The 22,687-nt window shown below is 70.6% G+C and carries 20 protein-coding genes and 1 tRNA gene; 11 read left to right on the top strand and 10 right to left on the bottom strand.

Annotation, left to right across the window (positions count from 1 at the left end; all coding sequences use genetic code 11):
- The first annotated feature begins 48 nt into the window (after positions 1-48).
- Genes Q7X29_RS02115 through Q7X29_RS02100 form a run of 4 tightly spaced genes read left to right on the top strand, consistent with a single transcriptional unit; the run spans position 49 to position 4,988 of the window.
- The gene (locus tag Q7X29_RS02115; protein ID WP_316573136.1) at positions 49-1,464 is read left to right on the top strand and encodes an MFS transporter; all 1,416 of its coding nucleotides are present in this window, start codon (positions 49-51) and stop codon (positions 1,462-1,464) included.
- A gap of 55 nt (positions 1,465-1,519) precedes the next feature.
- Positions 1,520-1,723: a heavy-metal-associated domain-containing protein gene (locus tag Q7X29_RS02110; protein ID WP_218717496.1), complete on the top strand. Its 204-nt coding sequence runs from the start codon at positions 1,520-1,522 to the stop codon at positions 1,721-1,723.
- A 20-nt stretch (positions 1,724-1,743) separates the two neighbouring features.
- Entirely contained in the window at positions 1,744-2,673 is a 930-nt protein-coding gene (locus Q7X29_RS02105; RefSeq protein ID WP_316573135.1) for a hypothetical protein, read from the top strand.
- A 59-nt stretch (positions 2,674-2,732) separates the two neighbouring features.
- Positions 2,733-4,988: a heavy metal translocating P-type ATPase gene (locus Q7X29_RS02100; RefSeq protein ID WP_316573134.1), complete on the top strand. Its 2,256-nt coding sequence runs from the start codon at positions 2,733-2,735 to the stop codon at positions 4,986-4,988.
- 75 nt (positions 4,989-5,063) lie between these two features.
- Here the strand turns inward: Q7X29_RS02100 and Q7X29_RS02095 are convergent, their stop codons facing one another.
- A complete protein-coding gene (locus Q7X29_RS02095) occupies positions 5,064-5,687 on the bottom strand; it encodes a DUF6636 domain-containing protein (RefSeq protein WP_316573133.1) in 624 nt (207 codons plus the stop codon).
- Between the two features lie 104 nt (positions 5,688-5,791).
- Between Q7X29_RS02095 and Q7X29_RS02090 the strand changes: the two genes are divergently transcribed.
- Positions 5,792-6,451: a histone deacetylase gene (locus Q7X29_RS02090; protein ID WP_316573132.1), complete on the top strand. Its 660-nt coding sequence runs from the start codon at positions 5,792-5,794 to the stop codon at positions 6,449-6,451.
- Between the two features lie 73 nt (positions 6,452-6,524).
- Positions 6,525-7,955: a lipase maturation factor family protein gene (locus Q7X29_RS02085; protein WP_316573131.1), complete on the top strand. Its 1,431-nt coding sequence runs from the start codon at positions 6,525-6,527 to the stop codon at positions 7,953-7,955.
- Positions 7,956-8,000: 45 nt separating this feature from the next.
- Here the strand turns inward: Q7X29_RS02085 and Q7X29_RS02080 are convergent.
- Both Q7X29_RS02080 and Q7X29_RS02075 read right to left on the bottom strand, forming a co-directional pair.
- Positions 8,001-8,076 (bottom strand) — tRNA-Gly (locus tag Q7X29_RS02080).
- Positions 8,077-8,195: 119 nt separating this feature from the next.
- Positions 8,196-8,537 carry a hypothetical protein gene (locus tag Q7X29_RS02075; protein ID WP_316573130.1) on the bottom strand — a complete coding sequence of 114 codons (342 nt, stop codon included), beginning with the start codon at positions 8,535-8,537 and terminating at the stop codon, positions 8,196-8,198.
- 20 nt (positions 8,538-8,557) lie between these two features.
- Between Q7X29_RS02075 and Q7X29_RS02070 the strand changes: the two genes are divergently transcribed.
- On the top strand, positions 8,558-8,980 hold the full coding sequence (locus Q7X29_RS02070) for a hypothetical protein (protein ID WP_218717472.1): 423 nt from the start codon (positions 8,558-8,560) through the stop codon (positions 8,978-8,980).
- Between the two features lie 130 nt (positions 8,981-9,110).
- Here Q7X29_RS02070 and Q7X29_RS02065 read toward each other — a convergent pair whose 3' ends face one another.
- Positions 9,111-9,872 carry a lysophospholipid acyltransferase family protein gene (locus Q7X29_RS02065; RefSeq protein ID WP_218717471.1) on the bottom strand — a complete coding sequence of 254 codons (762 nt, stop codon included), beginning with the start codon at positions 9,870-9,872 and terminating at the stop codon, positions 9,111-9,113.
- Positions 9,873-9,913: 41 nt separating this feature from the next.
- Here Q7X29_RS02065 and Q7X29_RS02060 point away from each other — a divergent pair, with 41 nt between their 5' ends.
- The 4 genes from Q7X29_RS02060 to Q7X29_RS02045 all read left to right on the top strand — a co-directional run bounded on the left by Q7X29_RS02060 (position 9,914) and on the right by Q7X29_RS02045 (position 13,396).
- Entirely contained in the window at positions 9,914-10,843 is a 930-nt protein-coding gene (locus Q7X29_RS02060; RefSeq protein WP_316573129.1) for a hypothetical protein, read from the top strand.
- A gap of 115 nt (positions 10,844-10,958) precedes the next feature.
- Complete coding sequence (locus Q7X29_RS02055) at positions 10,959-12,494, top strand: Rieske 2Fe-2S domain-containing protein (RefSeq protein WP_218717470.1); 1,536 nt, start codon at positions 10,959-10,961, stop codon at positions 12,492-12,494.
- A 191-nt stretch (positions 12,495-12,685) separates the two neighbouring features.
- Positions 12,686-13,057 (top strand): hypothetical protein, encoded by a 372-nt coding sequence (locus tag Q7X29_RS02050; RefSeq protein WP_218717469.1) that lies wholly within the window; start codon positions 12,686-12,688, stop codon positions 13,055-13,057.
- Between the two features lie 36 nt (positions 13,058-13,093).
- On the top strand, positions 13,094-13,396 hold the full coding sequence (locus tag Q7X29_RS02045; protein WP_218717493.1) for an ArsR/SmtB family transcription factor: 303 nt from the start codon (positions 13,094-13,096) through the stop codon (positions 13,394-13,396).
- 34 nt (positions 13,397-13,430) lie between these two features.
- On the opposite strand, the gene Q7X29_RS02040 is transcribed toward Q7X29_RS02045, so the two are convergent.
- The 6 genes from Q7X29_RS02040 to Q7X29_RS02015 all read right to left on the bottom strand — a co-directional run bounded on the left by Q7X29_RS02040 (position 13,431) and on the right by Q7X29_RS02015 (position 22,619).
- Positions 13,431-14,477, bottom strand: a complete 1,047-nt coding sequence (locus Q7X29_RS02040) for a Gfo/Idh/MocA family protein (protein ID WP_316573128.1) — start codon at positions 14,475-14,477, stop codon at positions 13,431-13,433.
- A gap of 66 nt (positions 14,478-14,543) precedes the next feature.
- Positions 14,544-16,472: a protein kinase domain-containing protein gene (locus Q7X29_RS02035; protein WP_316573127.1), complete on the bottom strand. Its 1,929-nt coding sequence runs from the start codon at positions 16,470-16,472 to the stop codon at positions 14,544-14,546.
- On the bottom strand, positions 16,469-18,328 hold the full coding sequence (locus Q7X29_RS02030) for a serine/threonine-protein kinase (RefSeq protein ID WP_316573126.1): 1,860 nt from the start codon (positions 18,326-18,328) through the stop codon (positions 16,469-16,471). The genes Q7X29_RS02035 and Q7X29_RS02030 overlap by 4 nt, the downstream gene beginning before the upstream one ends.
- A 16-nt stretch (positions 18,329-18,344) precedes the next feature.
- The gene (locus tag Q7X29_RS02025) at positions 18,345-19,484 is read right to left on the bottom strand and encodes a DUF7373 family lipoprotein (RefSeq protein WP_316573125.1); all 1,140 of its coding nucleotides are present in this window, start codon (positions 19,482-19,484) and stop codon (positions 18,345-18,347) included.
- Between the two features lie 106 nt (positions 19,485-19,590).
- Positions 19,591-21,471 carry a serine/threonine-protein kinase gene (locus tag Q7X29_RS02020; RefSeq protein ID WP_316573124.1) on the bottom strand — a complete coding sequence of 627 codons (1,881 nt, stop codon included), beginning with the start codon at positions 21,469-21,471 and terminating at the stop codon, positions 19,591-19,593.
- Positions 21,472-21,674: 203 nt separating this feature from the next.
- Positions 21,675-22,619, bottom strand: coding sequence for a DMT family transporter (locus Q7X29_RS02015; protein WP_316573123.1), 945 nt, complete (start codon positions 22,617-22,619; stop codon positions 21,675-21,677).
- Positions 22,620-22,687: the final 68 nt, after the last annotated feature.

Below are 22,687 nucleotides of genomic sequence, written 5' to 3'. Positions count from 1 at the left end.
GGTATGGTACCGACCACGAGACGCTCTCCGCTCGAAAGGACGAAAGTCGTGACTACGCAATCGCAATCCACCCGGAAGTGGTGGGCGCTGGCGGTGATCGCCGCAGCGCAGTTCATGGTCATCATGGACACCTCGATCATCGGGATCGCGCTGCCGAAGATGCAGGCCGAGCTCGGCTTCACCCCCGGCAATCTGACCTGGGTGTTCAACGCCTACGTGATCGCCTTCGGCGGCCTGCTGCTGCTCGGCGGCCGGCTCTCCGACCTGCTCGGCGCGCGCCGGATCTTCGGGGCGGGCTGGCTGGTGCTGGCCGTAGGCTCGGTGATCGCCGGCGCCGCGGGCACCGTCGGCATCGAGCTGGCGGGCCGGGCGATCCAGGGCGCGGGCGCGGCGCTGATCGCGCCCTCGGCACTGACCCTGCTGATGATGCTGTTCGGCGGCTCGCCACAGGAACTCACCAAGGCGCTGGCCGTCTACGGCGCGGCGGCTCCCGCCGGTGGCACCGCGGGCGTGTTCCTGGGCGGTGTGATCACCGAATACGTCAGCTGGCCGTGGGTCTTCTACATCAATATCCCGATCGCGGCGCTGGCGCTGATCGCCGTTCCGCTGCTGATGCCCGCCGCCCCCGCGCGCAAGGGATCCATCGACATCGCCGGATCCATCACGGTGACAGCCGGTTTGGCGGCCGCGGTGTACGCGATCGTGCAGGCTCCCGAGGTCGGCTGGGCGTCCGCGGAAACCCTGGGCGTGCTGGCGCTGGCCGCCGCGCTGCTGGGCGGCTTCGTCGCCATTCAGTCCCGCCGCGGCGAACCGCTGATGCGGCTGAGCATCTTCCGCGCGCCGAATCTGGCCGCCGCCAACTTCGCCCAGTTCGCGCTGGCCGCGGCGTGGGTGCCGATGTGGTTCTTCCTGAACCTGTACCTGCAGCAGGTGCTCGGCTACAGCGCGTTCCCGTCGGGCGCCGCGCTGCTGCCGATGACCACGCTGATCATGCTCGGCATGGTGGTGCTGGCCCCGAAGGCCATGCAGCGCTTCGGCGCCAAGCCGATGATCGTCACCGGCCTGATCGTGCTGGGTCTCGGCCTGGGGATCATGTCGCTGGTGCGGCCGACCGGCAACTTCTGGGTCGACGTGCTGCCCGCCTCGCTGGTGGCCGCCGGCGGGATGTCGCTGGCCTTCATCCCCTCGCTCGGCACCGCCATCTCGGCGGCGCGACCGGAGGAGGGCGGTCTGGCCTCGGGCATCGTCAACGTCAGCTACCAGGTGGGTTCCGCACTCGGCCTGGCCGCCATGACGGCGGTCGCCGCCGCGTTCGGCGCGGGCGAACTGGGCGATGCCACGGCGCTGACCGACGGCTACTCGGCGGCCTTCCTCGGCGCGGGCCTGCTGGCCCTGGCCGGTGCGGGCATCACCGCCGCGGTCATGCGCAGCCCCGCCCCGGTCACGGCCGACGCGACCGTTTGACAAAGTACCCTAGGGGGGTATGGTAATGATTGAGATCACGGACGAGGAGACCACCATGAGCACCACCACCGTCACCGTCACCGGCATGACCTGCGGCTGCTGCACCAACAAGGTGCGCGACAAGGTCGGCGCACTGCCCGGCGTCACGGGCGTCGAGGTCGACCTGGCCACCGGCACGGTGGCGATCGACGGCACCGCACCCGAGCGCACCGCCCTCGCCGACGCCGTCACCGCGGCCGGCTTCCAGCTCGCCGACTGAACCCGAAACGGAGCATCCCGATGAACGCAACAGGCAAGTTCGCCGGTTTCACCCTCGGCCTCGCGGCGGTCTTCGGGATCGCTCTGGCCGCCGGCGCCCTGGTCGGTCCGGAACCCGCCGAACCGGCCGGGCACGGCGAACACTCGACCGCGGCGGCGCCGTCGGCCGACCTGCCCGGCGGCCTCCTCGCCTCCGATCAGGGCTACACGCTGGCCATCGACAAGCCGAACACCACGACCGCGGCGCAGGCGCCGGTGAGCTTCCGCATCCTCGACGCCACCGGCGCACCGGTCACGAAGTACGTGACCAGCCACGACAAGGATCTGCACCTGATCGTGGTGCGGCGCGACATGGCGGGCTTCCAGCACGTGCACCCGGTGCTGGACCCGGCGGGCACCTGGTCGGTGCCGCTGAACCTGAGCCGGGGCGGTGACTACCGGGTGTTCGCCGACTTCACCCCGGCGGGCGGGTCGAACCTGACCCTCGGCGCGGACCTGCGCGTGGCGGGCAACTACGACGTGCAGGCGCTCCCGGCGCCCGCGACCACCGCCCGGGTCGGCGAGTACACCGTCACCCTCGACGGCACGGTCACGCCGGGAACGGCCTCGAACGTGACGCTGTCGGTGAGCCGCGACGGCACCCCGGTCACCGACCTACAGCCCTACCTCGGCGCCTACGGCCACCTGGTCGCCCTGCGCGCCGCCGACCTCGCCTACCTGCACGTTCACCCCGAAGGTGCCCCCGGCGACGGAGTCACCCCCGCCGGTCCCGGCATCGACTTCGTGGTGAACGCGCCGAGCGCGGGCGACTACCGCCTGTTCCTCGACTTCCAGCACCAGGGCGTGGTGCGCACGGCCGAGTTCACGGTGCGCGTCGCCCAGCCGGCGGCCACCGGCGCGAGCGATCCGGCGCCGACGACCGCACCGGCCGAACCCGGCCACGGGCACTGACGTAGCCCGTCGGCAAACCCTCAGCAAGAATCGATACCAGGAACGAAACGGAGCACCCCATGACCACCGTGACGCAACCACCGGGCACCGGCCAGGTAGAACTGGTGATCGGTGGCATGACCTGCGCTTCCTGCGCGAACCGGATCGAGAAGAAGCTCAACAAGCTCGACGGGGTCACCGCGACGGTCAACTACGCGACCGAGAAGGCCAGGGTCGACGTCACCGGCGACATCTCCCCCGAGGAGCTGATCGCCACCGTCGAGCAGGCCGGCTACACCGCGGCGCTGCCCGCGCCGAAGCAGGCCGAGCCCACCGACGACGCGGCCGTCGAGCCCGACCCGACCGCCTCACTGCGAACCCGCCTGCTGGTCTCGCTGGTGCTCACCGTCCCGGTCATCGCGATGGCGATGATCCCCGCGTTGCAGTTCACCAACTGGCAGTGGCTCTCGCTGACGCTGGCCGCGCCGGTCGTCGTGTGGGGCGCGCTGCCCTTCCACCGGGCGGCCTGGACCAACCTCGAGCACGGCACCGCCACCATGGACACGCTGGTATCGATGGGCACGCTCGCCGCCTTCGGCTGGTCGCTGTACGCCCTGTTCTGGGGTACGGCGGGCACGCCGGGGATGAAGCACCCGTTCGAATTCACCATCGCGCGGATGGACGGCACCGGCAGCATCTACCTGGAGGCCGCGGCGGGGGTCACCACGTTCATCCTGGCCGGGCGCTACTTCGAGGCCCGTTCCAAGCGACGGGCGGGAGCCGCGCTGAAGGCGCTGCTGGAGCTGGGCGCCAAGGACGTCGCGGTCCTGCGCGACGGCGTGGAGACCCGGATTCCGGTGGAGCGGCTGGCCGTCGGTGACGAGTTCATCGTGCGGCCCGGCGAGAAGATCGCCACCGACGGTGTGGTGACCGAGGGCAGTTCGGCGGTCGACGCCTCCATGCTGACCGGCGAATCCGTGCCGGTCGAGGTCGGCGCGGGCGACGCGGTGACCGGCGCGACCGTCAATGTCGGCGGACGGCTCCTGGTGCGCGCCACCAGGATCGGCGCCGACACCCAGCTCGCCCAGATGGCCCAGCTCGTCGAGGACGCGCAGACCGGCAAGGCCCAGGCCCAGCGCCTGGCCGACAAGATCTCCGGCATCTTCGTCCCGATCGTCATCGCGCTGGCCGTGGCCACCCTCGGCTTCTGGCTCGGCACCGGCGGCGCGATCGCGGCGGCCTTCACCGCCGGCGTCGCGGTGCTGATCATCGCCTGCCCGTGCGCCCTCGGCCTGGCCACCCCGACCGCGCTGATGGTCGGCACCGGGCGCGGCGCCCAGCTCGGCATCCTGATCAAGGGGCCCGAGGTGCTGGAATCGACCCGCAAGGTCGACACCATCGTGCTGGACAAGACCGGCACCGTCACCACCGGCAAGATGACCCTGCTCGACGTGCTGCCCGCCGAGGGCGAGGAGCGCGGCCGGGTACTGGAACTGGCGGGCGCGCTGGAACATTCGTCGGAGCACCCGATCGCCCAGGCGATCGCCAAGGCCGCGCAGGACGAGTTCGGCACGCTGCTGCCGGTGGAGGGTTTCGCCAATGTCGAGGGCCTCGGCGTGCAGGGCGTGGTGAACGGTTCCGCGGTGATCGTCGGCCGGGCCCGGCTGCTGGCCGACTGGTCGCAGCCGCTGCCCGAGGCGCTGGAAACCGCGATGACGGAGGCGGAGTCGGCGGGCAAGACCGCCGTGGCGGTCGGCTGGGACGGAAAGGCACGCGGCGTGCTCGTCGTGGCCGACGCGGTGAAACCGACCTCGGCGCAGGCCATCGCGCAGTTCCGCGCGCTGGGGCTGACCCCGATCCTGCTGACCGGCGACAACGCCCGCGCGGCCCGCACCATCGGTGACGAGGTCGGCATCGACGAGGTGATCGCCGAGGTGCTGCCGCAGGACAAGGTCGACACGGTCAAGCGGCTGCAGGCCGAGGGCAAGGTCGTCGCGATGGTCGGTGACGGCGTCAACGACGCGGCCGCCCTGGCCCAGGCCGATCTGGGCCTGTCGATGGGCACCGGCACCGATGTCGCCATCGAGGCCAGCGACCTGACCCTGGTCCGGGGCGACCTGCGCGCCGCCGCCGACGCGATCCGCCTGTCGCGCCGCACCCTCGCCACCATCAAGGGCAACCTGTTCTGGGCCTTCGCCTACAACGTGGCGGCCATCCCGCTGGCCATGGCGGGCCTGCTCAACCCGATGCTGGCCGGCGCCGCCATGGCGTTCAGCTCGGTGTTCGTGGTGAGCAACAGCCTGCGGTTGCGGCGATTCAAGTCGACGGCGCACTAGTCGACGACGAGCGCGGGGGCGTCATCCGGGATTCCGGGTGGCGCCCCTTCTCGCGCGCGAATCGCCCGCATCGGGTCAGAAGGTGGTCTGGCTGTCGGCGGAGATGGTGAAGCCGTGGCCCGCCGCGTCGCAGCGGACGCCCTGCCGGCTGGAGGTGCAGGCGACGCCGCGCACGACGAGGGTGTCGCCGTAGTGCAGGGTGGCGCCGCCGCCCTTGTTGGTGCCGTCCACCGGGGAGCCGACGAAGATGCCCTGGCTGGTGCACAGGAACTCCGTCTTGCCGCCGACTGTGTGCACGGCGACCTTGCGGTCGGGGGCGTCGTCGCAGTTGGGCAGTTGCGGCGGAATGACATTCGCCTTCGCCAGCTGGCAGCCGACGCCGAACGGGGCGTCGGCGAGGATGCCGCACATGATGTTGCCGGTCGGTGATTGGAAGTAGAAGTTGTCGCGCTGCTGGTAGTCGCGGGCGTCGACGGTGGCGTCGTCGCGCGAGGGCAATCCGGTGGGCGCCGCCGTCGGGACGGCGGTGGCCGGGCTGGGCACGATGACCGGTGGAGTACCCGGGGCGCCGGTGCCGCTCGGCTGGGCGACGGCAGACTGGGTGACGGTGGTCTGCGCGGTCGAACCCTGATCGCCGGCGCACGCGGCCAGTCCCCCCGCCGACGCCACCAGCGCTGCCACCACGATCGCTGATCTCATGATCTCTCCCCTCGATGTCCTCCCGACCCATCGAAGGAAGAATCGACGGCAGAAACGGATTCGTTTCCTCCGCTCAGGAACCGTGACCCACCCGAGGTGAGCCCGTGACCACAGCTCAGCGCGTCTGGTACGCCGCGTACGGCTCCAACATGCTTGCCGCGCGGTTCGCCTACTACCGTGACGGCGGCACCCCGCCGGGCACAGCGCACCCCTACCCCGGCTTCCGCGACCGCACCCCACCGGCGGCGACGATGCCGCTGACCCTGCCGGGGAGCCTGTATTTCGCCTGGCAGAGCCCGGTCTGGACCGGCGGCGTCGCCTTCTACGCCGACCGCCCGGCCACCGGCTGGCCGATCGGCGTCGCGGCGCGCGGGTACCTGCTCACCGTCGGCCAGTTCGGCGATCTGCTCGCCCAGGAGATGTACCGGACACCGAGCGCCGACTTCGACCTCGCGTCGGTGCTCGCGGCGGGCTCGGTCCGGCTGGGGCGCGGCCGGTACGAGACCGTGGTGCACGCCGGGACCCTCGACGGCGCGCCGATCCTCACCTTCACCGCGCCGTGGCGGCCGGAAACGGTTGACCTGCAACGACCATCGGCTCGCTATGTGGCCATGATCGCCGCCGGACTGCGCGCCTCGCACGGCTGGGACACCGACCGCGTCGTCGGCTATCTGGCGGCGCTGCCCGGCATCGCCGCGCGGTGGCACGAGCCCGAGCTGCGCGCGGCGGTCACCGGCGGATCCGGCCTCGAGCTGCCGGAATGACCGAGGGCGTTTCGCCGGACGGTCTGCGGGTGGACAATCGAACCAGGGAGCATGACCGTCCGGGAGCGGGTGCATGGACTGGTTCACGGCGCCGGAGTACTGGCAGGGCAGGCTGATCTTCCAGCGTGGCCTGGCGGTCGTCTACGCGCTCGCGTTCCTCGGCGCCGCGCTGCAATTCCGGGCGCTGCTCGGTGAACGCGGGATGCTGCCGGTGCCGCGTTTCCTGGCGCGGACCCCGTTCCGGCGGGCACCGAGTCTGTTCCAGCTGCACTATTCCGATCGCGCCTACGCCGCGGTGGCCTGGTCGGGGGTGGCGGTGGCGGTCGCGGTCGCCGTGGGGGCCGCCGATCTGGTGCCGCTGTGGGGGTCGATGGCGCTGTGGTTCGTGCTGTGGGTGCTGTATCTGTCGATCGTCAATGTCGGGCAGGCCTGGTACGCCTTCGGCTGGGAAGCACTGCTGCTCGAGGCCGGTTTTCTGGCGATCTTCCTGGGCAACGACACCGTCGCGCCGCCGCTGCTCGTCCTGTTCGCCGCGCGCTGGCTGCTGTTCCGGGTGGAGTTCGGCGCCGGGCTGATCAAGATGCGCGGGGACCGGTGCTGGCGCGACCTGACCTGCCTGTACTACCACCACGAGACCCAGCCGATGCCCGGTCCGCTGAGCTGGTTCTTCCACCAGCTGCCGCGACCACTGCACCGGGTGGAGGTCGCGGCCAATCACTTCGCGCAGCTGGTGGTGCCGTTCGGGTTGTTCGCGCCGCAACCGGTGGCGAGCGTGGCGGCGGGCATCGTCATCGTCACCCAGCTGTGGCTGGTGCTGTCCGGCAATTTCGCCTGGCTGAACTGGGTGACGCTGCTGCTGGCCACGACGGTGGTCGACGGGCGGGTCTATGCGATGCTGCCCGACGCGCCCGAGGCGCAGCCGCCACCTGCCTGGTTCACCGGCGCGGTGTTCGGCTATGTCGGGCTGGTCGCCGTGCTGAGCTATCAGCCGGTCGTCAATCTGCTGTCCTCGCGTCAGGCCATGAACGCCTCGTTCGACCCGTTGCACCTGGTCAACACCTACGGCGCCTTCGGCAGCATCACGCGGGTCCGGCACGAGATCGTGCTCGAGGGCACCGATGCCACCGAGCTCACCCCGGACACGCGGTGGCGCGAGTACGAGTTCAAGGGCAAACCGGGCGATCCGCGCCGCCTGCCCCGCCAGTGGGCGCCGTACCACCTGCGCCTGGACTGGCTGATGTGGTTCGCCGCGCTGTCGCCCGCCTACGCCAGGGCGTGGGCGCTGCCGCTGGCCCTGCGCCTGCTCCGCAACGACCCCGACACCCTGCGCCTGCTGCGGCACTGCCCCTTCCCGGACGCCCCACCGCACTACCTGCGCGCCCGGCTCTACGAGTACCACTTCAGCTCGCCCGAAGAACTGTTCCGGCAGCGGATCTGGTGGCGGCGCAGGCTGATCGGCGACTACCTGCCGCCGGTGACCTACGAGCGGATCACGCGGCGCTGAGAACGCGGAAAGCCCGGTGCGACAGAGTGTCGACCGGGCTTTTCGTGGAGCGGATGACGAGATTCGAACTCGCGACCCTCACCTTGGCAAGGTGATGCGCTACCAGCTGCGCTACATCCGCACGCCGTGCGAGGCCCGTTCCGGGATCGCCGGGGGCTTCGTCGTGCGAGAAGGAACTCTAGCGCGTCGGCCGCGAAAAACGAAATCCGTGCGCACGGCCGACGGGCGGGAGCGGTGAGGTCAGCGTGGGGCGCGGCGGATGCCGATCAGCAGCAGGACCGACGCGGCCCAGGCAAGCACCCAGGGCGCCGGTTCGAAGATCAGCGCGCAGCCGGCGGTCCAGACCGGCAACGACCAGGCCAGATAGGTCGGCGGCGCGATCGCGCACGTATGCTTCCACGGGTTTCGCCCGCCCGCACCCGATCCCTCGGGGTAGGCCGCCAGGCCACACCGGTGTCCTCGACCCGGGCCGAGGCACCGACGACAGGCACCGCCGCACGGCGGCGCACCCGCCGTTAAGCGCTCGCCAAGGTTCCGGAATCCCTTGCCGGGAAAGCTCTTTCCCAGTCCGGTGGTCGCCACCGGCACTAGGGAGGAACGGGATGAAGACTCTGGGACCGGTCGCGGCGGGCATCGCCGCGATTACCGTGACGATCATGGGCGCGGGCCCGGCGCACGCGGACTTCACCGACGCGGTGGAGTTCACCGACAGCGGCGAGAACGTCGAGGAGGGCGAGTTCGGCGAGTACGCGATCGACCGGAACAACCCGGGCTCGTGCCTGGTGGTGCAGAACCACACCGGCGGGCGGGTGACGGTACGGCTGAATTACCCGACCAGCCAGGGCAAATGGATCTTCGCCCACGACGACGTGGGCGTGCTGACCCGTAACAACAGGGTGGTGACCTCGCCGTCCGGACGCTGGAGCGTGCGGACCAACCCGCCGATCGTGTTCCACTGGGTCTACGACGGCGACCTGAACGACCGTAAAGGCTGCAACGGATCCTGGGTGCTGACCATGAACTGATCCGGGACTCGGCACGGCCGCGCGAAGGCGCGGCGATGATCGGCGACCCACCCGCGCGGCAGGCTGCCCGCGCCGACTCGCTGCCGGATACCGCGCTGAGGGCGCGGCGCCGGGAGCGAGTCGGTCGGGATCAGGCTTCCGGCTGCTCCCGCTGGGCGGCCTTGCGGGCGAGGCGCTCCGCGGCCTCGGCGTCGTCGAGTGCGGTGGCCTCTTCCAGGGTCGGGGCGCTGCCGCCGAGGCGACGCGGGACCCAGTAGGCGCCGGGCTCGTGCTCGTAGGATTCCTGCAATTCGGCCAGCAGCCCCTGCATCGTGCTCCGGAGCTGGGCGGTCAGCTCGGTGGCCGGTTCGTACGGCTTGATCGGGGCGCCGACCGCGATCGAGATGGGGGTGTTGGTGCGGCCGAGGCGCTTGGGGAAGCCCTTGGTCCAGACGCGTTGGGCGCCCCAGATGACGATCGGGATGATCGGGACGTCGGCCTCGAGTGCCATCCGGGCCGCGCCGGACTTGAATTCCTTGATCTCGAAGCTGCGGCTGATGGTGGCCTCGGGGTAGACGCCGACCAGCTCGCCTGCTCGCAGGTACTTCACCGCCGACTTGTAGGAGTCGGCGCCCGCGGTGCGGTCCACGGGGATGTGTTTGAGGGCGCGCATGATCGGGCCGGAGATGCTGTTGTCGAACACCTCCTGTTTGGCCATGAACCTGATGTAGCGACCAGGTGTGCGCGCGGGCAGTCCCGCGTAGGTGAAGTCCATGTAGCCGGTGTGGTTGATCGCCACCACGGCACCACCGGACGCGGGGATGTTCTCCGCGCCTTTCACGGTGAACTTCAGACCTTCGAGGAAGAAGACGGTTCGGGCCAGGCCGATGATCGACCGGTAGACGGGTTCCACAATTCAGCTAGCGTAGTCGCAGATCGTGCCACGGCCCAGGAATGAGGAACGTCGTAGTGGAACGCGCGCAGCCGACCCCGCCTGCTCTGCCCCGTCCCCGCCCGCACCGCGCCGTCGCGCTGGCCGCGGGACTCACCGTCACCGCGGCGCTGATCGCCGGGTGCGATTCGGTCTCCGGCATCCCCGGTGACGATCCGGCACCGGCGGGCACCACGACCGCGACGGCACCTCCGACCACGTCCACCGCCACCCAGGCGATCGCCCCCGGCGAACCGGCGCCGACGAAGGCCACCACCCCGCTGCCCGCCGACGCGCCGCAGGTCGGCGCGGTGCCCGGCGACGCCGACGCGGTGACCGCGGTCCGCCGCTGGGCCGCCGACCTGCAGACGAGCACGGTCGCCGAACTGCAGGCCAAGTGCTGGACCATCCCGCCGCGCACGGTCGCCGACATGTACGCCGACCCGCAGTCGGTCCTCGCCGCGCTCGGCCAGCCCGGCACCGCGACCGCCGACACCGTCACCTGGCGAAACCGCACCACCACCGTCACCGTGGAGCGCGATGCCGTCGCCACCGGTTACGCCTGTGGCCGGGTGTTCGCGGCAGGCGTCGAGCCCGGTTACGACGAAGCCGATGCCCGCCACACCGTCCGCCGCTACCTCGCGCGCGCCACCGGCAAACCGCTCGATCCGGCCGACATCGAAGACACCCATCCGCTGACCTGCAAGGCGAGCCTCACCACCTGGGATCCCCAGGGCGCCGGCAACCCCACAGCACCCCCACTGGCCGGCGACTCGGGCAAAGTAGGCAATGTCACCTCCTACACCGGTGACGAGCTACGATCCGACCAGGTTCGCGGCGACTACCTGGCAGTTCATGTCCCGGTGACCACCTCGCCGGGGGGCACGCGGGTGCGGACTTTCACCGTGGTACCGACCGCCGAGGGCTACTGCATCGGTGACGTCACGGTTTAGCCACTACCCTGGTTGGCTGGTCCGCCGGAGCAGCCAGGGTCCGGAGGCGGCAGCTTGCGTGACCACGCAGGGCCCCCGATCCGGCGAATCAGATACTGGTAGGAGGAAACAGCTCGTGCAGATCACCAGCGTCGGACACGCAGGCTTCCACATCCGAACCACGGCCGGGACGATCCTGTGCGACCCCTGGGTCAATCCCGCGTATTTCGCCTCGTGGTTCCCGTTCCCGGACAACTCCCAGCTCGATTGGGAGTCGCTCGGCGATGTCGACTACCTGTATGTCTCGCACCTGCATCGCGACCACTTCGACGCCGCGCATCTGCGCAAGTACGTCAACAAGGACGCCACGATCCTGCTGCCGGACTACCCGGTGCCGGATCTGCGCCGCGAGCTCGAGGCGCTGGGCTTCACCAAGTTCTTCGAGACCGAGGACTCGGTCAAGCACACCGTCACCGGCCCCAAGGGCTCGCTCGACATCATGATCGTGGCGCTGCGGGCGCCCGCCGACGGCCCGATCGGCGACTCCGGCATTCTCATCTCCGACGGTGAGACCACCTGCTTCAACATGAACGACGCGCGCCCGGTGGACATGGACGTCATCCACGAGGCGTTCGGCGACATCGACATCCACCTGCTCCAGTACTCCGGCGCCATCTGGTACCCGGCCGTCTACGACATCCCGGCCCGCACCAAGGCCAACTTCGGCAAGCAGAAGCGGCAGCGCGGCATGGACCGCGCCCGCTCCTACATCGAGCAGGTCGGCGCGACCTGGGTGGTGCCCTCGGCGGGCCCGCCGGTGTTCCTCGACGACGAACTGCGCTATCTCAACGACGACCGCGGCGAGGAAGGCAACATCTTCCCCGACCAGATCGTGTTCCTCGAGCAGATGGAGATCCACGGCAACGCCGGTGGCATCCTGATGATCCCGGGCTCGGTCGCCGACGTGCGCGGCAAGGAGCTCGACCTCGCGCACCCCTTCGATCCGGACCGGATCTACGGCGACAAGGCCGCCTACATCGCGGAGATGGCCGAGCGGTTCGCACCCGTGCTGGCCGCCGAGAAGGCATCCTGGGAGACCGGCGAGGGCTCGCTGCTCGAGCCGCTGCGCGAGCTGTTCGAGCCGATCATGAAGCAGTCGGCGCTGATCAGCGACGGCATCGGGTACCCGGTCGGCCTGGTCATCGGCGACGAGACCGTGGTGCTGGACTTCCCGCACCGCACCGTCCGCGCGCCGATCGAGGGCGAGGGCCGCTACCGCTACGGCTTCCGGATCGCTCCCGAGCTGGTCCGCACCGTGCTGCGCGACAACGAGCCGGACTGGGTCAACACGATCTTCCTGTCCACCCGCTTCCAGGCGTGGCGCATCGGCGGCTACAACGAGTTCCTCTACACCTTCTTCAAGTGCCTCACCGACGAGCGCATCGCCTACGCCGACGGCTGGTTCGCCGAGGCCCACGACGACTCCGCCGTCACCGAACTCGACGGCTGGGAAGTCCAGCGCCGCTGCCCCCACCTCAAGGCCGACCTCTCCAAATTCGGTGTGGTGGAAGGCAACAACCTGACCTGCAACCTGCACGGCTGGCAGTGGGACCTGGAATCGGGCCGCTGCAAGACCTCCAAGGGCCACGAGCTGCGCTCGCGCAAGCTCTGACTCCGGATTCCGAACGGGCGGGACGGCTTTCGTCCCGCCCGTTTCGTCTGTCCACCCGCCTGTCCACTGTTTGCATAACTTGCAAACTGCCAATCTTCGGACAATTCCGGGTCGATTCGGCCGACGGAACTCCCGCCACTGACCTAGCGTCACCATCGACGGTCAACCGCTCCGATTCGGAAGGAAATCCCTTGGCGGACATGGATATCGCACTCAAGGAAATGATGCTGCTCGACGGGGCGCTCGGCGCCTGCATCGTCGACTACACCAGCGGCATGACCCTCGGCGCGCTCGGCGGATCCAAGACCCTGGATCTACAGGTCGCCGCCGCGGGCAACACCGAGGTGCTGCGCGCCAAGGTCCGCACCATGGAGCAGCTCGGCATCGACGACGGAATCGAGGACGTGCTCATCACCCTCAGCGGGCAGTACCACCTGATCCGGCCCTCCAAGGCGCGCCGGGCCAAGGGCCTGTTCCTCTACCTCGCCATGGACCGCGCCCGCGGCAATCTCGCGCTCGCTCGCCGTCGCCTCGCCGACATCGACGCCGAGCTCGAGATCTAGCCGTTCGTGCCGGGGACACAGCGGCCGCTGTATCAGATGAAGGCCGACTTCTTCAAAACCCTCGGGCATCCCGTGCGGATTCGCGTGCTCGAACTGTTGAGCGCGCGGCCGCATGTGGTCGCGGAGATCCTGCCCGAGGTCGGCGTCGAGGCGGCGACCCTGTCCCAGCAGCTGTCGGTGCTGCGGCGGGCCGGATTGGTGACCTCGCGCCGGGACGGGCAGTCGGTCACCTACGCACTCACCTCACCGGAGGTCGCCGAGCTGCTCGCGGTCGCGCGCGGCATTCTGACCGGCGTGGTCGCGGTGCAGGTCGAAGCGCTCGGGCCCGCGGTCCACTGATCGCGGTTTCCTGACCGGGTCGGATCGCGCCCGGTCAGGGCTCGTCCCGGCCCGCCACGTGGGCGGCGTACTCCAGGATGCGCAAGGTGTGCACGGCGTCGCGGGGGTCGACCGGGACCGGGGCATCGTCGAGGAGGGCTGCGGCCATGCCGGCGTAGAAGGCGGGGTAGTCACCGGGCACGGTGGGAACGGCCCGCAGGTCGTCGCCCGCGCCGAAGGTACCCCAGCGGTCCGGCGGCACTGTGCCCCAACCCGGTTCGCCGTCACCGGGTCGGCGGCCCGCGCGCAGGTCGTCCTCCTGCGGATCCAGACCGTGGACGGTGTAGCCGCTGGTGGAGCCGAGCACGCGCAGCCGGGGGCCCAATTGTGGTGCGACGGCGCTCATCCACAGCTGGGAGCGGGTGCCGCAGGCGTGGGTGAGGGCGATGAAGGCGTCGTCGTCGGCCTGGACGCCGGGGCGGCGGCGGTCGAGTTCGGCATAGACCTCGGTGACCGGGCCGAACAGGGTCAGGGCCTGGTCGACCAGGTGACTGCCGAGATCGAACAGGATGCCCGCGCCGTCGGCCGCGGTGCCCAGCTCACGCCAGCCGCCCTTGGTGACCGGACGCCAGCGTTCGAACCGGGACTCGAATCGCCGCACCTCGCCGAACTCCCCCGCGTCCAGCAGCGCGCGCACCGTCAGGAAGTCGTTGTCCCAGCGGCGATTCTGGAACACGCTCAGCGCGAGTCCGGCGTCCTCGGCAGCGGTCACCACCGCGTCGGCGTCGCTGGAGGTCACCGCGAACGGCTTGTCGACCACCACGGGCAGACCCGCGACCAGGGCCCGCAACGCCAAGGGCGCGTGACTGCTGTTGGGCGTGGCGATCACCGCCAGGTCGATTCCCGCCGGCTCGGTGAACAGCTCGTCGGCGTTCGGCACCACTCGCACACCGGGATGCTCGGCCCGCGCCTTCGCCGCCCGCTCCTCGGACGAGGTCACCACCGCCGCCACCCGCAACCGTGGATCGGCGGCGATCAGCGGCGCGTGGAACACCGACCCGGCCAGGCCGTACCCGACTACCGCTACCCCGAGCTGGTCCATCACTGTCCCTTTCGTGGTGGGTCCCCGGGGTCGAGTATGCCCCGGGGCCGACGCGGGACGGGGATCTCAGCGGTTCGCCAGTTTCTCCGCGGCCGAGCGCAGGATCTCACCGGCGATCGCGCAGTAGTCCTCGCGCATGCCCTCGGCGCCGTGCACCGACACCTCGACCGTCTCCGTCTCGGACTGGGGTATGAGGTAGGCCCTGGTGCACATGGCCTTCGTGCTGGTGGGCTGGTCGACGTAGAGCCGGAACCCGTCGACGGAGATCGTCACCAGCTCGGTGCCGGAGGTGTACCTGCTCTTGCTGACGAGCTTCACGCTGAGCTGCACGCTGCCGTTCCACTGACAGGTGTGCGCGTCCGCGATCGTCGGCGCAGGCGGCAGTCTGCCGATCTTGGCGGCCACGAGGTCACGATCGAGCAGGGTGCACGGCTCGACCAGCGCCAGGGACGACTCCTGATGCTCCACACGCGGCGCGGACGACAGCGACCGGGCGATATTCGCCGCGATGTAGTCGATGCCGTCGCACCCCTTGACCCCGCTCGGCGGTGAGAGGGTGATGACGATGCCCGCCGGACCCTCCGCACCCGGACTGGCGATGGCCCTGGTGCAGGCGGCCGCACTGCCGTCGATGATCGGCACACCGTCGACGACGTGCTGATTCGGCGTCAGGTACATGTCCTCGGTGCCCAGCTCCAGACTCAGCGAGGTCCGGTTGGAGGTCGCGAAGCACCCCCAGGACGGCGACTGGTCCAGCTTCCAGGTGTCGGCGGCGAGCGGGGCGGGCGCGACCGGGACCGCGTCGCCGATGGCCTCGCCGAGCCAGGCGCACGCATCGGTCTGCCGCAGCTGGGCGAGGGTCAACCCGGTCACCGGCGGCGGTTCGCTCGCCGGTCGGGTGGCCCAATAGGTGAGACCGACGACGACGAGCAGCAGCGCCGCCAGCCCGCCGGCCAGCGCGCGCCGGATCTCCGGCGTGGCCGCGCGCCAGCGGTGCAGGCCGGATCGCGCCACCCGCCTGCCGGTGTCGAGCGCGCGCTGCCCGAACCCGGCGAGGACTTCGGGCAACGGCCGCGCCGGTGGGGCCACCGGCGCGACGACCGGCGGCAACGCGGCGAGCAGGGCGGACACCTGGTCCTGTTGGCGGCCGATGTCGTCGAGCACCGGCGCAGGCCACGGCGCGGGTGCCGAGGGCGGACCACCGAGGTACTCCAGCATCTGGCCCGGCGTCGGCCGGGCCGCCGGATCCTTGCGCAGGCACGCGGCGATCAGTTCGTACAGCGGTTCGGGCACCCCGCTCAGGTCGGGCTCGCGCTGCGCGATGTTGAACAGGATGTAGGGCACCGACGGCGCGGTGAACGGCGCGCGGCCGGAGGCCGCGAAGGCGAGCACCGAGCCGAGGGCGAACATGTCGGCGGCCGGGGTGATCGTCAACCCGAGAGCCTGCTCGGGCGCGAGGTAGTCCGGGGTGCCGAGAGCGGTCACGCTGCCGGTCGTCGGCGGTCCGGCGACCGGCGTGATGCCGATCTCGCCGAGCCGACCGCTGTCGCGTGCGAGCAACACCGAGTCGGCCCGGAGCCGCTGATGCACGAGGCCTGCGGCGTGCACGGTCCGCAATGCCGAGGCCAGGGCCGCGGCGAGCGCGCGGACGGCGGGCACCGGCAGCGGGCCGTGTTCGGCGACCGCGCGGTCGAGTCGCACCCCCGGCACGAACACCGAAGCGAGCCACGGCTTGTCGGCATCGGCGTCGACATCGATCACCGTCGTGTTGGCGGCACCCGAGACCCGCATCGCGGCGACCGCGCTGTGCCGCAGCCTGATCCGGAACTCGGGCTCGTCGAGCAGTTCGGCCTCGGCCTGCCGCACGACGACGAGGGAATCGTCGGGACCGGCCGCGAGCAGCGAGCGGAAACCCACTTCCGCATCGAGCGCGCCGATGACGCGGTAGCGGCCGATGGTGTCCGGTTCGCCGGGACCGCGGGGGTGAATCGTCATGAGGTGGGCAACTTCGTGAGTACGGGTGCGAACAGGGTGGCCGCGGCGTCGCACGGGCTCAACGCTTGCGGCTTGTACGCGGAGTACATGATGCGCACCTGCTCCGCCTGATCGTCCCGGCTCGGCCTGGTCATGAAGGCCAGCTCGCAGAAATTGACGTTCTCCGTGCGAACGTTCACCGTGCGCCCCTCGATCGTCCTGGTGGGCCGGACCTTGCCACCGACCACGTGATCCGGTCGCAGGCGATCGTCGAGGTCGAGCGCGACATACCCTTCCCGCCCATCGGCCACGCAGCCGTGCACGGTACGGCTGCGGGCCGGATCACCGGTCACCGAGCTGAGGGCGGGAGAATCCAGCAGCGCGCAGGGATCCAGCCGCAGCACCGAGTCCGCGGGCAGCGCGCGCAGCGGTGGGTTGACCGCCAGCCGGCGCACCACCGCGCCGAGTCCGCGCTCGACCGCCGGACAGGTGTCGCCGCCCTCGAAGGTCTGCGCGCTCAATGTCAGCGCCATCGGCAACCCGCTCTGCGCCACGACCGAGCGGTCGCAATTGCGGGCTTCCTTGTTCCGGCCCAGCACCGGCATCCAGTTGATGGTGCTGCCCATCGCGGTCCTGCCGCCCTTGACCTGTTCGACCGGGGTGCCGTTCTCGAGCGTGAATTGCACCTTGCGCCCGGACTGATCTCGATAGGAGATGCTGCACGAGTGCACCCCGTTCGGCGCGACTTCACCTGTCGCCGTGCCGAGTTCACCGAGCACCGACGGCATCACCAGCGCGCAGAGATCGAGCCCGCGGCTCTCGTCGACGGTCAGCGCGAGCGGCGGGTCGTCCATCGCCACCGCGTTGCCCTCCACACCGATGCCCCAGAGGGCGGTAGCGCTCAGTACCAGCGCCGAGACCACCCCGGCGGCCACGACGATGCGCGACCATGCTCGCTTCGGCCGCTCGGCGGGCTCCGGCGCGACCCTCGCCGTGCCGTCGGCCCAGCTCGCCGCCTCGGCCTGGTATTCCGCGATCCGTCGGCGAATCCGGACCGGCCAGACGGGCTCGGCCTCGATCCGGCTCGCCGCGTCGAGCACCTGCTCCGGCGTGGGGCGCTGCGCCGGGTCCTTCGCCAGGCACGCGTCGACCAGCGCGCGGATCGGCTGCGGGATGCTGGTGGTGTCCGGCGAGCCGTAGAGCACGTTGTAGAGCACCTGCGGCGTCGACGCGGCGTCGAACGGGCCGACGCCGGTGGCCGCCATCGCCAGCACGGCACCGAGCGCGAACACGTCCGACGCCGCGGTGAGCGTGCGACACTCGGCTTGCTCCGGCGACATGTAGGCGGGCGAGCCGAGCACCGCGCCGGTCGCGGTGAGCGTGACGTCGTCCTCCAGCGCCCTGGCGATGCCGAAGTCGATCACCCGTGGGCCGTCGTTGGTCAGCAGGATGTTGCTCGGCTTGAGGTCACGGTGCACCAGGCCGGTGCGGTGGATCTCGAGCAGCGCCATCGCCAGGCCCGTCGCCAGCAATTTCAGCCCGCTCACCGTCAGGCGGCCGTACTCGCCGACCATCTCCTGCAGGGACGGACCCGCAATGTATTCCGATGCCAACCAGGGTGTTTCGGACTCGGCGTCGTGGTCGACGACGCCGGCCGTGTAGGCGCCGGTGACCTGCTGGGAGGCGAGCACCTCCCGGCGGAATCTGGCCCGGAACTCGGGGCTGCCGGTGAACTGCCGGTGGATCCGCTTCACGGCGACCAGTCGGCCGTCGGGACTCTGCCCCAGCAGCACCTGGCCCATCCCGCCGTTGCCGATCACCGCCAGCAGACGGTTGCGGCCCAGTTGGCCCGGATCGTGTGGACCCAGCGGTTTCATCGCCTCGCCTCCCGTCTCACCGGGATCCGCTCAGCAACGCGTACTGCGCGACCGCGAGTTGCCGGACATCGGTTTCCTGATTGCTGTACACGCGCACCACGAATTCGTCGCGCCGCACCAGACACGCGAAGCGGCGGGCGGCGCTCACCTCGGTATTCGGCCGCGACGCGCGATAGCACGAGACACCATCGGGCCCGGGGACCTCCGACATGGCCGTGAAATCCGCCGACAGCAGCAGTCTCTCCTCGGCCTCGGCGTAGGTCCGCGCGGTCTGCTCGTCGCTCGCGCGATGCAGGAACTTGTTGTACGACACCGCGACCGCGTCGATCTTGCTCTGCTCGAACTCCCGCAGCCGAGCCGACGGCTTGTCCAGCAGCAGCGCATAGGTCCGCGGGCCGTAGACGAGGAAATCCCACCGATCCGGCCAGTATTCGCCGGTCTTCACGACCCGGGTGAGCAGATGCTCGCTGTCGAGTTTCAACGCCGCCAGGTCGGCGGCCGGTGTCGGGACGAAGGTGTCGAGCTCGGCCAGCTGGGCCCGATAGGTGCGGGTGAGCAGATCGGTCAGCACTTCCGGACGCGGGTCGACGACCTTCGCGTAGAGCCGGATCACCAGGTTCTTCCACACCAGCCAGCTACCGACCGTGGGCACACCCGGGCGCCAATGACTCAGCGCGGCCGGGTAATCGGGCAGCGGCAACGGCGCGTTCTCGGTGTTGGCGCCGAAGTCCGCCGCCGCCATCGCCTGCGCCGCGGCACCGGCCTGCTCGGCATCGGGCAACGACAGGATCGTGATCGAGAGCAGCTTGTGCTGCTGTTCGTTGTCGGATCGGCCGTTGCTGCCGATCGCCCCGAAACCGGCCTGGACATCGAAGGGTTGCAGGGCCGTTTGCTGCACGCCCGAGAGCAGCTCGTCGACGCCGCGCACCCCGACGACCACACCGCCGCCGTCACCCTCGACCAGGTCCGGGTCGACCCGGTCGGCGAACAGCAGCCGCTCCCCGATGCGCACCGATTCCACCAGCGATCCACGCACGCGACTCGGCGCGTCGTCGAAGTCGCCCGGAATCGGATCCAGCGCGTAGCCACCGTGATCCAGTGCCGCCGACTCGTCACCACAGGCCGCGATGAGCAGCGTGAGCGACAGCAACGCCACGACACAACGCGACCGGTACCGCACGAATGTTCCCCTCCGACCGGCGAACTGCCCGCCGACCCCTCCCGAACTCTGCCGTGAAACTATCACCCGGGTATCCGCGCCGCTACTGCGCGGGCAACCGGCTGACCGCCTGCTTCACCAGCGGATCGGCGATCTCACACAGCTGCGCCGTCCGCTGCCGTTGGTCAGCGACCACCACCTCGACGATCTCGACGAAGGTCTGGCCCACCTTGCGGTAGCGGTAGCTGCGGCGGCATTCGGACGCGACAGCGGAGAATTCGTCGGATTTATCGACCTGCACACCGTCGCCGATGTCGATGGTCTCCTGCACCGCCGACGTCTGCCGCTGGCGTTGCTGGGACAGGGCGATCCGCACGGTGGTCGCGCCCGGCCATTCGCAGCTGTGCGCGGATTTCGCGACGCCGCTGCCCAGGCTCGCGAACGCCGAACTGTCCACCAGCGCACAGGGATCGACCGAGGTCAACGATCGCTGGGCGGTGGGGTCGGTGGGTCGTTCGCCCAGTGTGGCCGTCAGCCGGTCGACGACATGGTCGGCGAGACCGCAGTCGTCGCGGGTGAAGGCGTCGACCGTGATGCCCCAGCGCTGCCCCTCGGCTCCGCCCTCGATCGCAAACGCGCAGTCCTCGCCCTTGCGGGCCAGCGCGTACCCGTTGACCACCCGCGCGTCGGGCGCGAATCCGGCTGTCGCGGCGCCGATTTCCACCGCGATACGCGCCGCTCCGGACGTGCCGTCGCAGCCCCAGCTCGACGTCGGCTGCCAGCGCCACGACGACACCTCCGTCGACGCCTTCACAGCCGCGGCCGCGGGCAAGGTCGGGCCGAGTGCTTGCCGCAACCACCCGCAGGTGTCGACGGCGCGGAGTTGGTCGATGCCGGGCAGTGTCGCCGTCGGCAGCGCTGACGGAGGCGCGGATTCGCCACCGCGCAGAACGACCGCGGTGAGCCCGGCGACGAGCACCGCCGCGCCGGCCACGGCGAGGCCCACTCGGAGTGCGGTGCGCCGTCGCCGCGGCGGCGGCGCGGTGGCAGGTGCCTGGGGGACCGACAGGTGCGCCGGAAGAATCTGTGTCGCTTCGGGATCGGAGGTGAGTGCGACCAGATCGCGGGTCTGCTCGGCGATCGCGGTGTGGATCGGCGCGGGCCAGGGCCGCGACTGCACCGGCAGCGCCCCGAGGTAGTCCAGGATCTGCGCCGGCGTCGGCCTGGCGTGCGGGTCCTTGCGCAGGCAACCGGCGATCAGCTCGCGCAGCGAGGCGGGGACCTGGTCGAGCTGTGGCTCGCTGTGGACGATGTTGAACAGGGTGTACGGGGCCGACGTCGCGGCGAAGGGGCTCTGGCCGGTGGCGGCCATGCACAGCAGGGAGCCGAGGGAGAACACGTCGCAGGCGGAGGTGATCGGCTCGCTCATGGCCTGTTCCGGTGACATGTACGCGGGTGAGCCGACCACCGCGCCGACCTCGGTGAGCTGGCCGGAACCCACCGCCTGGGCGATGCCGAAGTCGATCACCCTCGGCCCGTCGGCGGCGAGGATCACGTTGGCGGGCTTGAGATCACGATGCACCAGGCCGGTGGCGTGAATGGAGTGCAGAGCCGAGGTGAGGCCGGAGGCGAGGGTGCGCAGGGCCGGGTCGGGCAGTGGGCCGTTGTCGCGGACGGCGCGGTCCAGCGGGACTCCGGCGATGAAGACCGAGGCCAGCCACGGGGATTCGGCGCCGGTGTCGAAGTCGACGACGGCCGCGGTGAAGGCGCCGGAGACGCGGGCGGAGATGGCGACCTCGCGTTCGAAGCGGGCCCGGAACTCGCGGTCGTCGAGCAGGTGCGCGTGGATCTGCTTGATCGCGACGAAGCGCCCGTCCGGTCCCGTGGCCAGCAGGACCCGCCCCATGCCGCCCGCACCGAGCACACCGCGAATCCGATACCGGCCGATCATCGATTGCTCGCCCGGCGCCAACGGCTCGATCACTTCGGCACTCCCCCATTTCACTCCCGCCACGGCGGGGCGAGCCCACCTCGATCAGGCGGCCCGGTTCGTTCGCGAGCAACCTAACACCCGCGCCGATCGGGCAGCCCGTCGTGACGGCGGGACCGGTGCCGACGACGACGCGGGCGCAGGTCGACGTCGAGTCTGGGCCGAGGCACGACCGGCGGCCCACGCCTGCCTGCGCGTCAGCGATCGGCCGGGGCCTGGGCGCGGCTGGCTACGAGGACGGCGGCGAGGACGACGAGGCAGCCGAGAACGGCTGCGGTGGACAGTCTTCCGTCGATGGCGTCGAGGACGAGCGCGGCGATGAGCTGGCCCGCGACGGAGGTCAGGCCGAGCAGCAGGACGCCGATCAGGCCGACGGTGTAGGCGGCCAGGGCGATGAAGGCCACGCCGATCAGGCCGCCGAGATACAACCAGGGGGCCGTGGGGAATCGCTCCGGCAGACCGGTCGTGATCACGGTGAACACGTCGAACAGACACAGGGCCACCAGGCCGACGGCGAAGTTCACCAGGGTCGCCGAGAACGGGCCGCCCACGGCGCCGACCCGGCCGTTCACGGCCTGCTGCCAGGCCAGGCCGATTCCCGCGAGCGCGGGTATGGCGATGAGCAGCACCGGGATGTCGGGGAGGCCGGTCACCGCGGTCGCGGACGCGGAATGACCGCCCGCGCCGAGGAGGACGCCGCCGATGCCGAGGATCGCGCCGACTACCCGCCACGGGGTGATCGGGGTGCGGCCTGCGGGGGCGAGGCCGAGCCGGTCGACCACGAGGCTGCTGAGCAGCTGGCCCGCGACCACCGCGACGGTGAACGCGGTGACGCCGATCGCGGCGATCGTGAGTCCCTGACCGGCGACGAAGAACGCTCCACACAACCCGCCGAGCAGCTGCCACGGCCGTAACTCCCCGGCGGACACGGCGGTTCGCACCCGCGCCGGACCCGCGCGCAGGTGGGGACTGACCGCGAGCGCGATCAGGAGGGCGACGAGACCGGTCGCGAAGCTGATGGTGGCGGCCGCGACACCGTCGCCCAGCTCGGCGCCGAGTGCGCCGTTGATCCGGCCCTGCACGGCGACACCGGCGCCGATGCAGAATCCGAAGACCAACCCGAGTCCGTCGCGCCCGACCACCGTGTCCTTTCGCCAGCTCCGCCGTAGTCTTCGACAGTAGACCCGGCCCGGAGCCGTCGTCCGGAATC

Origin of the sequence: Nocardia canadensis, assembly GCF_032656385.1 — a bacterium.
GTDB lineage: Bacteria > Actinomycetota > Actinomycetes > Mycobacteriales > Mycobacteriaceae > Nocardia > Nocardia canadensis.
This window is presented reverse-complemented; position numbering and strand designations above follow the sequence as displayed.

Excerpts from the sequence above, each read along its gene's own strand:
- Q7X29_RS02100 (WP_316573134.1), top strand. The coding sequence starts at position 2,733 with ATGACCACCGTGACGCAACCACCGGGCACCGGCCAGGTAGAACTGGTG.
- Q7X29_RS02105 (WP_316573135.1), top strand. The coding sequence starts at position 1,744 with ATGAACGCAACAGGCAAGTTCGCCGGTTTCACCCTCGGCCTCGCGGCG.
- Q7X29_RS02095 (WP_316573133.1), bottom strand. The coding sequence starts at position 5,687 with ATGAGATCAGCGATCGTGGTGGCAGCGCTGGTGGCGTCGGCGGGGGGA.
- Q7X29_RS02040 (WP_316573128.1), bottom strand. The coding sequence starts at position 14,477 with ATGGACCAGCTCGGGGTAGCGGTAGTCGGGTACGGCCTGGCCGGGTCG.
- Q7X29_RS02070 (WP_218717472.1), top strand. The coding sequence starts at position 8,558 with ATGAAGACTCTGGGACCGGTCGCGGCGGGCATCGCCGCGATTACCGTG.
- Q7X29_RS02110 (WP_218717496.1), top strand. The coding sequence starts at position 1,520 with ATGAGCACCACCACCGTCACCGTCACCGGCATGACCTGCGGCTGCTGC.
- Q7X29_RS02060 (WP_316573129.1), top strand. The coding sequence starts at position 9,914 with ATGAGGAACGTCGTAGTGGAACGCGCGCAGCCGACCCCGCCTGCTCTG.
- Q7X29_RS02085 (WP_316573131.1), top strand. The coding sequence starts at position 6,525 with ATGGACTGGTTCACGGCGCCGGAGTACTGGCAGGGCAGGCTGATCTTC.
- Q7X29_RS02035 (WP_316573127.1), bottom strand. The coding sequence starts at position 16,472 with ATGACGATTCACCCCCGCGGTCCCGGCGAACCGGACACCATCGGCCGC.
- Q7X29_RS02045 (WP_218717493.1), top strand. The coding sequence starts at position 13,094 with ATGAAGGCCGACTTCTTCAAAACCCTCGGGCATCCCGTGCGGATTCGC.
- Q7X29_RS02030 (WP_316573126.1), bottom strand. The coding sequence starts at position 18,328 with ATGAAACCGCTGGGTCCACACGATCCGGGCCAACTGGGCCGCAACCGT.